This is a genomic window from Comamonas granuli NBRC 101663, assembly GCF_000739995.1.
GTDB classification, from domain to species: domain Bacteria; phylum Pseudomonadota; class Gammaproteobacteria; order Burkholderiales; family Burkholderiaceae_C; genus Simplicispira; species Simplicispira granuli.
Window position 1 is genome coordinate 151,428 of the sequence record NZ_BBJX01000004.1, and the last position, 13,317, is coordinate 164,744.

13 protein-coding genes are annotated in these 13,317 nt (G+C 70.4%); 7 read left to right on the forward strand and 6 right to left on the reverse strand.

Going from position 1 to position 13,317, the window contains the following annotated elements:
• Position 1 precedes the first annotated feature (1 nt).
• From CGR01S_RS04115 to CGR01S_RS04140, 6 genes are all read left to right on the forward strand, one after another.
• A complete protein-coding gene (locus CGR01S_RS04115) occupies positions 2-1,027 on the forward strand; it encodes a CaiB/BaiF CoA transferase family protein (RefSeq protein WP_042422680.1) in 1,026 nt (341 codons plus the stop codon).
• A 30-nt stretch (positions 1,028-1,057) separates the two neighbouring features.
• On the forward strand, positions 1,058-2,092 hold the full coding sequence (locus CGR01S_RS04120; RefSeq protein ID WP_042422684.1) for a histone deacetylase family protein: 1,035 nt from the start codon (positions 1,058-1,060) through the stop codon (positions 2,090-2,092).
• A 6-nt stretch (positions 2,093-2,098) separates the two neighbouring features.
• Positions 2,099-3,196: an NAD(P)/FAD-dependent oxidoreductase gene (locus CGR01S_RS04125; RefSeq protein ID WP_042422686.1), complete on the forward strand. Its 1,098-nt coding sequence runs from the start codon at positions 2,099-2,101 to the stop codon at positions 3,194-3,196.
• Between the two features lie 125 nt (positions 3,197-3,321).
• Positions 3,322-3,633, forward strand: a complete 312-nt coding sequence (locus CGR01S_RS04130) for a DUF883 domain-containing protein (protein ID WP_042422689.1) — start codon at positions 3,322-3,324, stop codon at positions 3,631-3,633.
• 54 nt (positions 3,634-3,687) lie between these two features.
• On the forward strand, positions 3,688-4,083 hold the full coding sequence (locus CGR01S_RS04135) for a phage holin family protein (RefSeq protein ID WP_042422693.1): 396 nt from the start codon (positions 3,688-3,690) through the stop codon (positions 4,081-4,083).
• Entirely contained in the window at positions 4,080-4,391 is a 312-nt protein-coding gene (locus CGR01S_RS04140; RefSeq protein WP_042422696.1) for a hypothetical protein, read from the forward strand. The genes CGR01S_RS04135 and CGR01S_RS04140 overlap by 4 nt, the downstream gene beginning before the upstream one ends.
• A gap of 24 nt (positions 4,392-4,415) precedes the next feature.
• Here the strand turns inward: CGR01S_RS04140 and CGR01S_RS04145 are convergent, their stop codons facing one another.
• Positions 4,416-5,483 (reverse strand): quinone-dependent dihydroorotate dehydrogenase, encoded by a 1,068-nt coding sequence (locus tag CGR01S_RS04145; RefSeq protein WP_042422699.1) that lies wholly within the window; start codon positions 5,481-5,483, stop codon positions 4,416-4,418.
• Between the two features lie 35 nt (positions 5,484-5,518).
• Between CGR01S_RS04145 and rpiA the strand changes: the two genes are divergently transcribed.
• Positions 5,519-6,208, forward strand: coding sequence for a ribose-5-phosphate isomerase RpiA (gene rpiA / locus CGR01S_RS04150; protein ID WP_042422702.1), 690 nt, complete (start codon positions 5,519-5,521; stop codon positions 6,206-6,208).
• A gap of 46 nt (positions 6,209-6,254) precedes the next feature.
• Here rpiA and CGR01S_RS04155 read toward each other — a convergent pair whose 3' ends face one another.
• The 5 genes from CGR01S_RS04155 to CGR01S_RS04175 form a co-directional block, all read right to left on the reverse strand.
• The gene (locus CGR01S_RS04155; protein WP_042422706.1) at positions 6,255-6,902 is read right to left on the reverse strand and encodes a glutaredoxin family protein; all 648 of its coding nucleotides are present in this window, start codon (positions 6,900-6,902) and stop codon (positions 6,255-6,257) included.
• A gap of 121 nt (positions 6,903-7,023) precedes the next feature.
• Entirely contained in the window at positions 7,024-9,054 is a 2,031-nt protein-coding gene (locus CGR01S_RS04160; RefSeq protein ID WP_042423437.1) for a M3 family metallopeptidase, read from the reverse strand.
• Between the two features lie 69 nt (positions 9,055-9,123).
• On the reverse strand, positions 9,124-9,981 hold the full coding sequence (locus CGR01S_RS04165; protein WP_042422709.1) for a bifunctional methylenetetrahydrofolate dehydrogenase/methenyltetrahydrofolate cyclohydrolase: 858 nt from the start codon (positions 9,979-9,981) through the stop codon (positions 9,124-9,126).
• Between the two features lie 66 nt (positions 9,982-10,047).
• Positions 10,048-10,674 carry a response regulator transcription factor gene (locus CGR01S_RS04170; protein WP_042422712.1) on the reverse strand — a complete coding sequence of 209 codons (627 nt, stop codon included), beginning with the start codon at positions 10,672-10,674 and terminating at the stop codon, positions 10,048-10,050.
• Positions 10,671-13,226, reverse strand: coding sequence for a PAS domain-containing sensor histidine kinase (locus tag CGR01S_RS04175; RefSeq protein WP_042422715.1), 2,556 nt, complete (start codon positions 13,224-13,226; stop codon positions 10,671-10,673). The genes CGR01S_RS04170 and CGR01S_RS04175 overlap by 4 nt, the downstream gene beginning before the upstream one ends.
• Between the last annotated feature and the right edge of the window lie 91 nt (positions 13,227-13,317).

Sequence of the window (13,317 nt, forward strand, 5' to 3'; positions counted from 1 at the left end):
CATGGATGTACCACCGCTGCTGTCCGGCCTGCGCGTGCTTGACCTCACGCGCAACCTGCCGGGGCCGTTCGCCACGCGCCTGCTGGCCGACCTGGGTGCCACCATCGTCAAGGTGGAGCCGCCCGAGGGCGATCCGGCGCGGCCGCTGGCGGCGTTATTCGAGGCGCTCAACCATGGCAAGGAATGCCGCAGCATCGACTTCCGCAGCAGCGCCGACCTGGAGCGGCTGCGCGCCTGGGTGCAGGAGGCCGACGTGCTGCTCGACAGCTTCCGCCCGGGCGTGCTGCAGGGTCTGGGGCTGGATGCGGCCACGCTGCATGCGCTGAACCCGCGCCTGGTGATGGTGTCCATCACCGGCTACGGCCAGCACGGCCCCTGGGCGCAGAAGGCGGGGCACGACCTCAACTTCATGGCGCTGTCGGGCGTGCTGGACCAGATGCGTGCGCCCACGGGCGAGTTGGCCCTGTCCAATGTGCAGTGGGGCGATCTGGCGGGCGGCAGCGCCATGGCCTGCATCGCGGTGCTGGCGGCCGTGTTCGAGGTGCAGCGCACGGGCCAGGGCCGGCACCTGGACGTGAGCATGGCCCATGGCCTGCACGCCCAACTGGTCATGCCCCGGGCCACGGGCGCCATGCTGGCGCCGCTGCTGGGGCGCCGCCCCGGTGCGGGCGAAGACCTGCTCAATGGCGTGCTGCCTTGCTACAACCTCTACGCCACGCAGGATGGGCGCCACCTGGCCGTGGGGGCGCTGGAGTTCAAGTTCTGGAAGGCGGCGTGCGAAGTCTTTGAGCGCCCCGACTGGGTGCAGCGCCACTGGCAGCGCGGCCAGTTGCCCGGCTCCAGCGACTGCGCGGCGCTGCGCGCCGAGGTGGCGCAGCTCGTGGCCGCGCAGCCGCTGGCCGTGTGGAGCGAACGCTTTGCGCAGAGGGATGCCTGCGTGACCCCGGTGCTCACGCTGGAGGAAGCCCAGGCGCACCCGCTGTTCGCAGGTGGCGTGCGGCCGCAGCCCTGGGCTGAAATCGTTTAAATGTTCTGCGCCGGCTTTTACACTCGGCGCATGATCACCTTCCACAACCCGCTGCACCACCTGCACGCTCCGGTGCATGAGTTCTACCGGGGCGAGCGCGTGCCGTGCTTCGAGAAGCCCGTGCGCGCCGACTACGTCGAGGCCCGCCTGACCGAACGCGGCCACGCGCTGCTCGCGCCCGACCAGGACAGCAGCGCCGTGCTCGCGCGCATCCATGCGCCGCGCTACCTGCAGTTCCTGCAGACGGCGTGGGCGCAATGGCTGGCGCTGGACCCTGCCCATGCCCAGGTGCAACCCTTTCCCTCCGTCTGGCCCGTGCGCATGCTGCGCAGCGACATCGAGCCGGACAACTTCGTCGCGAAGCTGGGCCTGTATTCCATGGACAACGGCACGCCGCTGGCCGCGGGCAGCTGGCAGGCCGCCAAGGCCGGGGCCGATGCCGCCGCCAGCGCGGCGGCGCGCGTGGCGGCCGGTGCGCGCGCGGCCTTCTGCTGCACCCGCCCGCCGGGCCACCATGCGGGGCCGGACTTCATGGGCGGCTATTGCCTGCTCAACAACGCCGCCGTGGCCGCCCAGTGGCTGCGCGACCAGGGCGCGGCCCGCGTGGTCGTGCTGGACGTGGACTACCACCACGGCAACGGCACGCAAAGCATCTTCTACGACCGCGCGGACGTGCTGTTCGTCAGCATCCACGGCGACCCGCGCACCGAATACCCGTTCTACCTGGGCCATGCCGATGAGACAGGCGAGGGCGCTGGGGCAGACTGCAACCTGAACCTGCCCCTGCCTGCAGGCAGCAGTGTGCAGGCATGGTTTGCCGCGCTGGAGGCGGCCTGCGCGCGCATGACGGCCTATGGCGCGGAGGCCCTGGTGATCTCGCTCGGGCTCGATACCTTCGAGGGCGACCCGATCTCGCGCTTTGCCCTGGCCTCGGCGGATTTCCTGCGTCTGGGCGAGCGTCTGGAGCGGCTGGGCCTGCCCACGGTGTTCGTGCTCGAAGGCGGCTACGCCGCGGCCGAGCTGGGCACCAACGCGGTCAACGTCCTCGAGGGCTTCGAAGCCTGACGCCGCATGGCCGAGCAGGTCGATGGCGTGGTGGTGGGTGCGGGCGTGGTGGGCCTGGCCGTGGCGCGCGCCCTGGCCCTGCGCGGGCGCGAGGTGCTGGTGCTGGAAGCCGCCCCCGCCTTTGGCACCGGCACCAGCGCACGCAACAGCGAGGTCATCCACGCCGGGCTGTACTACCCGCAGGGCTCGCTCAAGGCGCGGCTGTGCGTGCAGGGGCGTGAGCTGCTGTACGCCTACTGCGCCGCGCGGGGCATTGCCCACCGGCGCTGCGGCAAGCTGGTGGTGGCGACGGCCGAGGCGCAGCGGGGCGCCCTGCGCGCCGTGCAGGCGCATGCCCTGGGCAATGGCGTGCCCCTGCACTGGCTCGAGCGCGACGCGGCGCGCGCCCTGGAGCCCGCCCTGGAATGCGTGGCCGCCCTGCTGTCGCCCGAGACCGGCCTGGTGGACAGCCACGCGCTCATGCTGAGCCTGCTGGCGGATCTGGAGCAGGCGGGTGGTGTTTTGGCAGTCAATTCGGCCGTAGAGCGCATGGAGTGTACGCAAGGCGCTATTGAAGTAGTAGCGAAAGACGGCACCTGCCTGCATGCCCGCACGGTGGTCAACGCCGCGGGCCTGGGCGCTCCCGATCTGGCCCGGCGCACGCGGGGACTGGACGCCGCGCTTGTGCCACAGCCGCGCTATGCCAAGGGCAACTACTTCACCCTGAGCGGCCGGGCGCCGTTTTCGCGGCTGATCTACCCCGTGCCCGAGGCGGCGGGCCTGGGCGTGCACCTGACGCTGGACCTGGCCGGCCAGGCGCGCTTCGGGCCCGACGTGCAGTGGGTGGACGGGCCGGACGACCTGGCGGTGGACCCGGCGCGGGCCGAGGCCTTTGACGCCGCCGTGCGCACCTACTGGCCCGGTCTGCCCGGCGGGGCGCTGGCGCCGGGGTATGCGGGCATCCGACCCAAGATCTTCGATGCGCAGGGCGCCGCCATCACCGACTTCGTCGTCCAGGGGCCTGCGGTGCATGGCGTGCCCGGCCTGGTGAACCTGTTCGGCATCGAGTCGCCGGGGCTCACCAGCGCGCTGGCGCTGGGCGCGCTGGTGGCTGACATGCTGTAACCACGCCGAGCCGCGCGCCTGGCTTGCGGCCGGGGGCCTGGGGTCGGTAAGATGGACCCGGAGCGCGCGCAATACTGCAGGGTGCTGTGCCGCGTGTTCTGCGTTCCCTGTACTGAAAGGCATCTATGACGACTTCGGCAACCGAATCCTCCCCCAGCGCCCAGTTCGAGCTGGAAAAGCTGGTGTCTGAATTGCGCACCCTCATGGCCAGCAAGGACCTCGACAGCGTGCCCGAGATCAAGCAAATGCGCCAGCGCCTGGAAGACGGCATGCACAGCGTGCGCGATGCCGCCATCCGCGCTGCCCAGGAGGCGGCCAACCAGGCCAAGGACGCCGCGCGCGCCGCCGACCGCTATGCGCACGACGAGCCTTGGCGCGTCGCCGGTGCGGCGCTGGCCGTGGGCGCCCTGGTGGGCTTTTTGCTGGCGCGCCGTTGATGCGTGCCGCCACCGCCCGGGCTGCTGCAGCCCGGGCCTGCACACAAGGACCGCATGAACTGGACCTCTCTGCTGGGGCTTGAAACCTGGCTGCTGCGCTGGCGCGTGGCCGTGCTGGAGGGCGCGATCGCCATCGAGGACCGCGCCGAACTCGCGCGCCTGGAATGGCAGGAGCAGAAGCAGCGCCTGCGCCAACTGCTGCTGCTGGCGCTGGCCGTGGGCAGCCTCACGGTGGTGGCGCTGATCGTGCTGTCGGTGGCGCTGATCGTGCAGTTCTGGGACAGCCCGCAGCGCGCCCTGGTGGCCTGGCTGCTGGCGGGCGCCTGGCTGCTGGTCTGGGGCCTGGCGCTGGCCGCGCTGGTGCGCGTGGCGCGCGCGGCCAGCCAGCCCTTTGCCTCGACCCGCGAGGAACTCGCGCGCGACTGGCGCGCCATCAAGGAGCAACTGTGACGACTTCGGGCGAACCCGCAGGGCCGGGCAGGCAGGAGCGCAAGCAGCAGGTGCGTGCACGCATTGCGGCGCAGCGCGAGCGTCTGCAGGCGCGCGCCCAGGAGCGCCAGCAGGCGCGCGCGCAGGCGCAGGACGCGGCGGCCGCCATGGCCGCCGTGCCGCTGCCGCAGCGCGTGGTGGCTTTTGCCAAGGAGCATCCGCTGGCCCTGGCCTTGCTGGCGGCCGGTGTGGCGCTGGCCGGGCCGGCGCGGCTGGTGCGCTGGGCGGGCGTGGCCCTGCCCTGGCTGATCAAGCTGCGCGGGCGCTGAGGCGCGGCCTGCGCGGCAGCCGCGTCAGGCCTGCGCCTGGAGCGCGCGTGCCACGCGCTCCACCAGCGCCGGGCCTTCATAGATCAGGCCGGTGTAGATCTGCACCACGTCGGCGCCAGCGCGGATTTTGCTCAGCGCGTCCTCGGCGCTCAGGATGCCGCCCACGCCGATGATGGGGTAGCGGCTGCCCAGTGCCGCGCGCAGCAGGCGGATCACGCGGTTGCTGGGTTCGAGCACCGGCGCGCCGCTCAGGCCCCCCGTTTCCTCGGCGTGGCGCAGGCCCTGCACGGCGCTGCGGCCGATGGTGGTGTTGGTGGCGACCACGCCGTCCATGCCGTGGCGTTGCAGCGTGGCGGCGATCACGGCGACCTGGTCCTCGTCCAGATCCGGGGCGATCTTCACGAAGAGGGGCACGCGCCGGGCCGTGCCGTCGGCGTGCTGGTACTGGCGTGCGAGCTGCTCGCGCCGTTCGGCGATGGCGCCGAGCAGGCCGTCGAGCGCGGCGTCGCTCTGCAGGGCGCGCAGGTTCTGGGTGTTGGGCGAGCTGATGTTCACGGTCACGTAGTCCGCGTGCGGGTACACGCCGTCCAGGCAGGTGAGGTAGTCGCGCGTGGCCTCCTCGATGGGCGTGCTGGCGTTCTTGCCGATGTTCAGGCCCAGCAGCATGGGGTGCTTCTGCCGGCGGCGGAACTGGGCCTGCTGCACGTTGTGCAGGAAGGCGTCGAGCCCGTCGTTGTTGAAGCCCAGGCGGTTGATGAGCGCGCGCGCCTCGGGCAGGCGGAACATGCGCGGCTTGGGGTTGCCCGGCTGCCCCTTGGGCGTGACCGTGCCCACTTCGACAAAGCCAAAGCCCATGGCGCCCAGTGCGTCGATGCAGCGCGCGTTCTTGTCCAGCCCCGCGGCCAGGCCCACGCGGTTGGGAAAGCGCAGGCCTGCCAGTTCGATGGGGTCGTGCACCGGGGTGTTGCACCAGGCCCATTGCAGCGGCGTGCCCTGGCCGCGCGCAAGCATGTCCATGGTCAGGTCGTGGGCGGCTTCGGGGTCCAGGCCGAACAGGAAAGGGCGGGTGAGGGCGTAGGGGATCAGTGACATGGGGATAATTCGCAATTCACCCGCGATTTTCCCCCATGACGACATCCCCCTCCCTGACCCAAGACGAACTCAAGGCCCTGGTCGGCCAGGCAGCGCTGCGCTACATCGTGCCCGGCGAGATTGTGGGCGTGGGCACCGGCTCCACGGTCAACAAGTTCATCGACGCGCTGGCCACGGTCAAGGACCAGGTGCGCGGCGCCGTCTCCAGCTCGGTGGCCAGCACCGAGCGCCTGCGTGCCATTGGCATCCCGGTGTTCGATGCCAACGAGGTCGAGCAACTGGGCGTGTACATCGACGGCGCCGACGAGATCGACGGCCAGGGCCATATGGTCAAGGGCGGCGGCGCGGCGCTCACGCGCGAGAAGATCGTGGCCGCGCTGGCGCGCCAGTTCGTCTGCATTGCCGATGCCTCGAAGCTGGTGGACACGCTGGGCCGCTACCCGCTGCCCGTGGAGGTGATCCCCATGGCCAGCGCCCACATCGTGCGCCGCTTTGCCGCCCTGGGCGGTACGGCCGCGTTGCGCCTGCAGGCCGGCCAGCCCCTGGTGACCGACAACGGCCAGCACATTCTGGACGTGACGGGCCTGTCCATCACCGACCCGCTGGCGCTGGAGTCCGAGATCAACCAGTGGCCCGGCGTGGTGACCGTGGGCATTTTTGCGCGCCAGAAGGCCAGCGTATGCCTGCTGGGCACGGCGCAGGGCGTGCGCATCCTCACATACTGAACACGCAGCGCCGCGCCCGCCACGGCCCGCGGGCCCGCGGCGGGCGTCAAAAAATGATGCCTGCCGGATTGGTTGGCGTGGGCCCGCCGGGCCGGGCGGCAGGCGCGGGGCGCGCTGCCGCGGGCGGCGCGGCCTGTGCGGCCGGGGCGGCAGGCGTGGCCGTTGCGGGCGGGGTGGCCACCAGCGGTGCCGGGGCAGGGCGGCGGTAGTTCGCGGGCAGTTGCGACTGCTTGGGATAGCCCGCGGCATCGAGGTACTGCGTCCACTCGGTGTCGGAGAAACCGCGCAGTTGCTGGCTGCCTATCGTGCCCACGGGCAGGCTGGTGTCGCCGCTCAGGCGCTTGAGGGCGTCGAGGTCTTCGTTGCTGTCCACGGTGCGCTCGGTGAACGGGATGCCGCGGGTGATGAGCAGGTTGCGCGCGCTGGTGCAGGGGGCGCAGTCGCTGCCGGTGTACAGGGTGACGGGAAAGCGCGTGGCGGTCTGGCGCAGGGCGTAGGGCAGGGCGGCGCTGCCGCTGGCCGCGCCGGCGCCGGCGCCGGCTGCGGGCGCGGCGCCGGGGGTCGTGGCGTCCGGGGCGCGGTCGGAGAAGGTGACCTTGCCGTCGGGCCCGACGATGCGGTAGACCGGCTGTGCCTGGGTGGCCGTGGCGAGCAGCGCGCAGGCGGCGAGGGCGGCAAGGCGGGCGACGGGCATGGGGGCCTCCGAGGGGTTGGTTGCTTCAATAAGGATAGCTGCTGGCGCTTGCTGCATCAGTGCTTGAGGCAGAAAACTACCTCAAAACGCCCTGCAGCCTGCGCAAGCAGCTCACTTTTTATCATGCCATGCCCTGGTGGCGCAGCAGCGCGTCCAGGCTGGGCTCGCGGCCGCGGAAGGCCTTGAAGGACTCCATGGCCGGGCGGCTGCCGCCGGCCTCGAGGATGGCCTGGCGGTAGCGCCGGCCCGTGGGCAGGTGGTGGCTGCCGTCGGGCGCGGCGGTTTCCTCGAAGGCGGCGTAGGCGTCGGCCGAGAGCACCTCGGCCCATTTGTAGCTGTAGTAGCCCGCGGCGTAGCCCCCGGCAAAGATGTGGCTGAAGGTGTGCGCCGTGCGGCTGAAGGCCGGCGGCTGCAGCACGGCGACTTCGGCGCGCACCAGGTCGAGCAGGGGCAGGAAGTCCTGCGCCGGGTCGTGCTCGGTGTGCAGCAGCATGTCGAACAGGGCGAACTCGATCTGGCGCAGCGTCTGCATGCCGCTCTGGAAGTTCTTGGCCGCGATCATCTTGTCGTAGAGCGCGCGCGGCAGCGCGGCGCCCGTGTCCACATGCGCCGTCATGCGCTGCAGTGCGCCCCATTCCCAGCAGAAGTTCTCCATGAACTGGCTGGGCAGCTCCACGGCGTCCCACTCCACGCCGGCTATGCCCGAGACGTCGCGCTCGTTCACCTGCGTGAGCATGTGGTGCAGGCCGTGGCCGAATTCGTGGAACAGGGTGATGACGTCGTCGTGCGTGAGCAGGGCGGGCTTGCCATCCACGCCGTCGGCGAAGTTGCACACCAGGTGCGCCACGGGCGTCTGCAGCTGCCCTGTGTCCGGGCGCAGCCAGCGCGTGCGCACGTCGTCCATCCAGGCGCCGCCGCGCTTGCCGGGGCGCGCAGGCTGGTCGAGGTAGAACTGGCCCACGAGTTCGCCGTCCCGCTCGATGCGGTAGAACTCCACGGCCGGATGCCATACGGGTGCCTGGTCGCGCACGATGCGCACTTCGAACAGGGTCTGCACGATCTCGAACAGGCCGGCGAGCACGCGCGGCGCCGTGAAGTACTGCTTGACCTCCTGCTCGCTGAAGGCGTAGCGCGCCTCCTTGAGGCGTTCGGAGATGTAGGGCCAGTCCCAGGCCTGGGGGTCGCGCATGCCCAGGTGGTCGGCGGCGAAGGCGCGCAGGTCGGCCACGTCCTTCTCGGCGTGCGGGCGCGCGCGCCGCGCCAGGTCGCGCAGGAAGGCGATCACCTGGGCCGGGGATTCGGCCATCTTGGGCACCACGGAGACCTCGCCGAAGTTCAGGTAGCCCAGCAGGTGCGCCTCCTCCTGGCGCAGCGCCAGGATTTCGCGGATGAAGGCGGTGTTGTCAAAGCGCTGGGCCTCGCCCTCGGCCTGGTCGGAGGCGCGCGTGGTGTAGGCGCGGTACAGGCGCTCGCGCAGGCGGCTGGAGTGCGCAAACTGCATCACGGGCAGGTAGCAGGGCATCTTGAGCGTGAGCTTGTAGCCGTCCTTGCCGTCGGCCTGGGCCGCGGCGCGCGCGGCCTGGCGCACGTCCTCGGGCACGCCGTCGAGCTCGGCCTCGCTGGTGTAGTAGGCGAAGGCGTCGGTGGCGTCGAGCGTGTTCTCGCTGAACTTCTGCTGCAGTTCGGCCAGGCGCTCCTGGATCTGGGCGTAGCGCTCCTTGGCCGCCCCGGTGAGCTCTGCCCCCGAGAGCACGAAGTTGCGGATCGCGTTCTTGTGCGCCTGGGCCTGCTCGGCATTGAGGCTGGCCGGGGCGATGGCCTTGTACTGGGCGTAGAGGCGCTCGTCGGCGCCCAGGCGCGTCCAGAACTCGGTGATGCGCGGCAGGGCCTCGTTGTAGGCGGCGCGCAGCTCGGGCGTGTCCATCACGCTGTTGAGGTGGCTCACGGCGCCCCAGGCGCGGCCCAGGTGCTCGGTGGCCACGTCCAGTTCACGGGCCATGGCGTCCCAGCGCGCAGGAAAGCCGGGGGCGGTGACGGTCTGCAGCGCCTGGTTGGCGCGCTCCAGCAGGGCGTCCATGGCCGGGGCCACGTGTTCGGGCCGGATGCGGTCGAACAGCGGCAGGCCGGAGAAGTCGAGAAGGGGATTGCTCATGGTCCCGATGGTACGGCCGGCCGCGCGCCGTTCAAGGCGCCAGGCCATGAATTTTATGGATGGCGGCGATCAGCCGGCGGCGCTGGCGCGCTCGGCCGCCTCGATGGTGTTGACCAGCAGCATGGCGCGCGTCATGGGGCCCACGCCGCCGGGCACCGGGGTGATCCAGCCGGCCACGGCGCGCACGCCCTCGTAATCCACGTCGCCGCAGAGCTTGCCGGCGTCGTTGCGGTTCATGCCCACGTCGATGACCACGGCGCCGGGCTTGACCATGTCGGCCGTGAGCACATTGCGCTTGCCCACGGCGGCGACGACGACGTCGGCCTGCAGCGTCAGCGCCTTGAGGTCGCGTGTGCGCGAGTGGCAGATGGTGACGGTGGCGTCCTTTTGCAGCAGCATCAGCGCCATGGGCTTGCCCACGATGTTGGAGCGCCCGATGACCACGGCGTGCTTGCCCTTGAGGTCGTAGCCGATGGATTCGAGCATCTTCATGCAGCCGTGCGGCGTGCAGGGCCAGAAGCCGGGCAGGCCCGTCATGAGCGCGCCGGCGCTGGCGACGTGGAAGCCGTCCACGTCCTTGGCGGGGTCGATGGCCTCGATGACCTTGTGCGCGTCCATGTGCGCGGGCAGGGGCAGTTGCACCAGGATGCCGTGCACGGCGCGGTCGCTGTTGAGCGCGGCGATGCGCGCGAGCAGCTCGGCCTCGGGCATGTCAGCCGGGTAGCGCTCCAGGGTCGCGCCCAGGCCGGTCTCGGTGCTGTCGTTGACCTTGTGGCGCGTGTAGACCTGGCTGGCGGGGTCTTCGCCCACGAGGATGATGTGGAGCTGCGGCTGCACGCCGCGCGCCTTGAGCGCGGCGGTGCGGCTGCTGACTTCTTCGCGGATCTGGCGTGCGAGGGCGTTGCCGTCGATGATCTGGGCAGGCATGGCTTGAGGTGAAATATGCCGCCAGCGCTTTCTGGGCGTGCGCTGGCAGCTATGAAAAAAATAGCTTCAGGCCTTGGCGGCGGCCTGGCCCAGGGCGATCTTGAGCAGGTCGGCCACGGTGTTGGCGCCCAGCTTCTCCATGATGTTGGCGCGGTGCGCCTCCACGGTCTTGATGCTGATGCCCAGGTCGTCGGCGATCTGCTTGTTCAGGCGCCCGGCGACGATGCGCTCTAGCACCTGGGCCTCGCGGCCCGTGAGCTTGGCGAGCAGGGCCTCGCGGCTGGCGGCCTGCTGGTGGCCCGCGAAGGACTGGCGCGCCACGTCAAGCATGCGCTCGACGAGGTTGACCAGGGCCTCCTCGTTGAAGGGCTTCTGGATGAAGTCGTGCGCCCCCTTCTTCATGGTGTTCACGGCCATGGGCACGTCGCCGTGGCCGGTGATGAAGACGATGGGCAGCGGGGACTTGCGCTCGATCAGGCGGTCCTGCAGCTCCAGGCCGCTCATGCCGGCCATGCGGATGTCCACCACCAGGCAGGCGACTTCGCGCGGGTCGTAGCGCGCAAGGAAGGATTCTGCGGAATCGAAGCACCGCACCCGGTAGTCCTTGCCTTCGAGCAGCCATTGCAGCGAGTCGCGGACGGCTTCGTCATCGTCGACCACATAGACGGTGCCTTTTTTGGGAATCAAGCTCATGCCATTGTCCTTGGGGGATGTGCGTTTGCTACAGAATCTGTAGTGTCTGGATCAGGCGCAGCGAGCGGCAACCAGAAGGAAAACCGGCAGCCGGTGACCTCGGCGGCATTGTAGAGGTTCTGGGCCTCCATCCGTCCCTGGTGCGACTCGACGATGCTGCGGCACAGGTTCAGGCCCATGCCCATGCCCTCGCTCTTGGTCGAGAAGAAGGCCTCGAACAGGCGCTCCTGCACCTGCGGCGGCAGGCCCTTGCCGGTGTCCTGCACGGAAAACTCCACGCCCGGCTGCGCGTCCAGGGTGCGCGGCACCACGCGCAGCTCCACGCTGCGCTGCGCGGGCGGGCGCTGGGCCGAGGCGATGGACTCGGCGCCGTTCTTCATGAGGTTGATGAGCACCTGCTCGATGAGGATGGAGTCGGCCATGACGGGCGGCAGGCGCGCGGCCACGTAGTGCGTGAGGCGCACGTTGTGGCGGCGCAGCTCGATGTCGGCCAGCACCACGGCTTCGCTGACCATGGTGGCCACGTCGGCGAGCTGGCGGTTGGGCTCGCTCTTTTTCACGAAGTCGCGGATGCGCTGGATGATCTGCCCTGCGCGCTGCGCCTGGTGGGCCGTCTTCTCCAGGGCCGCGAGCAGGGCCTCGTCGGTGATGTTGCCCGAGCGGATGCGCGAGATGATGCCGCTGCTGTAATTGCTGATGGCCGTGAGCGGCTGGTTGAGCTCGTGCGCCACGCTGGAGGCCATCTCGCCCATGGTGATCAGGCGGCTGACGGACTGCGCGCGCTCCGTCTGGCGCGCGGCCTGCTCCTCGGCCAGGCGGCGCGGCGTGATGTCCGTGGCAATCACCATCTGCGCCAGGCGCGCGTCCACCCAGGTGAGGTAGCGCGAGCGCACCTCCAGCCATTTGCCCAGCTCGGGCACGAAGATCTCGGCGTTCTCGGCGTGGGCGTCGGTCAGGCTGTCGGTGGGCAGGCCCATGAGCTCGTCCTCGTCGTGCGCGCCGCTGGTGCCGCTGCCCGAGGGCACGCCGGCGCGCGCCACCAGTTGCAGGTGGCCCGCGGTGTGCGAGCCGAACCACTGGCGGTAGAGCTTGTTGGCAAACAGCAGCTCCTGGCTACCCAGCGGCGCGACGGAGACCGAGGCGTCGAGCGACTCGAGCACCACCTTGAAGCGCTCGTGCGAGGCCGTGAGCTGCTCGCGGATGCGGTTGGGCTCGGTGATGTCGGTCATCGAGGTCATCCAGCCCGTCTGCTGCCCGTGTGCGTCGATCAGCGGCGAGACGTACAGGCGCGCGTCGAACAGCGCCCCGTTCTTGCGCCGCACGCGCACCTGAAAGCCGCCAGGCACGGTCTTGCCGCTGAGTTCGTCCTGCAGGCGCGCGTGCAGCAGTTCGTGCTCGGACTCGGGCCAGTACGGGAAGGGCGGCAGCCGGCCCACGAGCTCCTCCTCGCTCCAGCCCGTCATCTGGCAGAAGGCGGCGTTCACGTAGGTGATGCGGCCCTCCATGTCGAGGGCGCGCATGCCGGTGAGCACGGAGTTCTCCATGGCGCGGCGGAAGTTGGTTTCGGCCACCAGGGCCATCTGCGCCTGCATGCGCCGGCGCGTGTGGCGCCAGGTGGCGATGAGCATCCAGGCCGTCATGGCGCTGAGCACGCCCACCAGCCAGAAGAAGCCGCTGCCCACCACGCCCAGCGAGGTGCGGTAGGCCTGCGCGCGCAGCACCAGGGCGTTGCCCACGGGGGAGACGGGCACCTCATATTCGTTGGCGCGCACGCGCCAGGGCACCCACTGCGCGGCGCGGCTGCGCGGCGGCAGGGGCGTGCCGGCGAGCAGTTGCTGGCTCTGGTCGAGCAGGGTGACGGCGTAGCGCGCCAGCACCTCGGTGGGCGTGGCGTAGCGCAGCAGGCTGTCGATGGAGAACTCCCCCAGCACCACGCCCGCGAACTTGCCCTGCACGTTGATGGGCACGTGCAACTGCAGCAGCGGCGTGGGCGTGCGCTCCTGGGCTTCGGGCTGCAGGTACACGGGCTGCTGCAGGTCGCGCGTGAGGCTGAAGGCGTCGGCCGTGGGGCCGCTGCCCTGCAGGGCCTCGCCGGCCACGCGCAACTGGCTGCTGGCGATGGTGGGGGCCGCCAGCGTGGCGCGGATGCGGCCGCGCTCGTCGATCCAGGTGATGGCCTGCAGCTCGGGGTACTGGCTCACCAGCGTCTCGGCGCGCTGGGTGAACTGGGTGCGCTCCATGTCCTGGTTGGCCAGGTCGCGCGCGATGCGCATGAGCTGCTCCTGGCGCTCGAGCAGGCGCAGGCGCACGCGCTGCTGCGCGTACTCCAGGTCGCGCCGCAGGGCTTCCTGCTCGCGTTCGCCTTCTTCCACGCGCAGGTACCAGAAAGCGGCCATGATGGCCGCCATGAACAGCAGCACGGCCGCCAGCGGCGCCAATGCCGCGAGCCGGTCCTGGCGCATGGGCGAGAGGCTGCGCCACCACCGGCGCCAGCGCTGGGCGAGGGTGGGCGGCAGGGAAGAGGGCGCCTGCGGCGCCTTGGAAGAAGCCATGCCGCAAGTGTAGGGGAGGGCTGGCCCACGGCGGTGTTTGGTGTCTTAAATTTTGTGATATGAAATAACGTCGCATTATTTGAAAAATGGT

Excerpts from the sequence above, each read along its gene's own strand:
- CGR01S_RS04115 (WP_042422680.1), top strand. The coding sequence starts at position 2 with ATGGATGTACCACCGCTGCTGTCCGGCCTGCGCGTGCTTGACCTCACG.
- CGR01S_RS04170 (WP_042422712.1), bottom strand. The coding sequence starts at position 10,674 with ATGAGCTTGATTCCCAAAAAAGGCACCGTCTATGTGGTCGACGATGAC.
- CGR01S_RS04155 (WP_042422706.1), bottom strand. The coding sequence starts at position 6,902 with ATGCCCGTCGCCCGCCTTGCCGCCCTCGCCGCCTGCGCGCTGCTCGCC.
- CGR01S_RS04120 (WP_042422684.1), top strand. The coding sequence starts at position 1,058 with ATGATCACCTTCCACAACCCGCTGCACCACCTGCACGCTCCGGTGCAT.
- CGR01S_RS04175 (WP_042422715.1), bottom strand. The coding sequence starts at position 13,226 with ATGGCTTCTTCCAAGGCGCCGCAGGCGCCCTCTTCCCTGCCGCCCACC.
- CGR01S_RS04145 (WP_042422699.1), bottom strand. The coding sequence starts at position 5,483 with ATGTCACTGATCCCCTACGCCCTCACCCGCCCTTTCCTGTTCGGCCTG.
- CGR01S_RS04135 (WP_042422693.1), top strand. The coding sequence starts at position 3,688 with ATGAACTGGACCTCTCTGCTGGGGCTTGAAACCTGGCTGCTGCGCTGG.
- CGR01S_RS04125 (WP_042422686.1), top strand. The coding sequence starts at position 2,099 with ATGGCCGAGCAGGTCGATGGCGTGGTGGTGGGTGCGGGCGTGGTGGGC.
- CGR01S_RS04165 (WP_042422709.1), bottom strand. The coding sequence starts at position 9,981 with ATGCCTGCCCAGATCATCGACGGCAACGCCCTCGCACGCCAGATCCGC.
- CGR01S_RS04160 (WP_042423437.1), bottom strand. The coding sequence starts at position 9,054 with ATGAGCAATCCCCTTCTCGACTTCTCCGGCCTGCCGCTGTTCGACCGC.
- CGR01S_RS04130 (WP_042422689.1), top strand. The coding sequence starts at position 3,322 with ATGACGACTTCGGCAACCGAATCCTCCCCCAGCGCCCAGTTCGAGCTG.
- rpiA (WP_042422702.1), top strand. The coding sequence starts at position 5,519 with ATGACGACATCCCCCTCCCTGACCCAAGACGAACTCAAGGCCCTGGTC.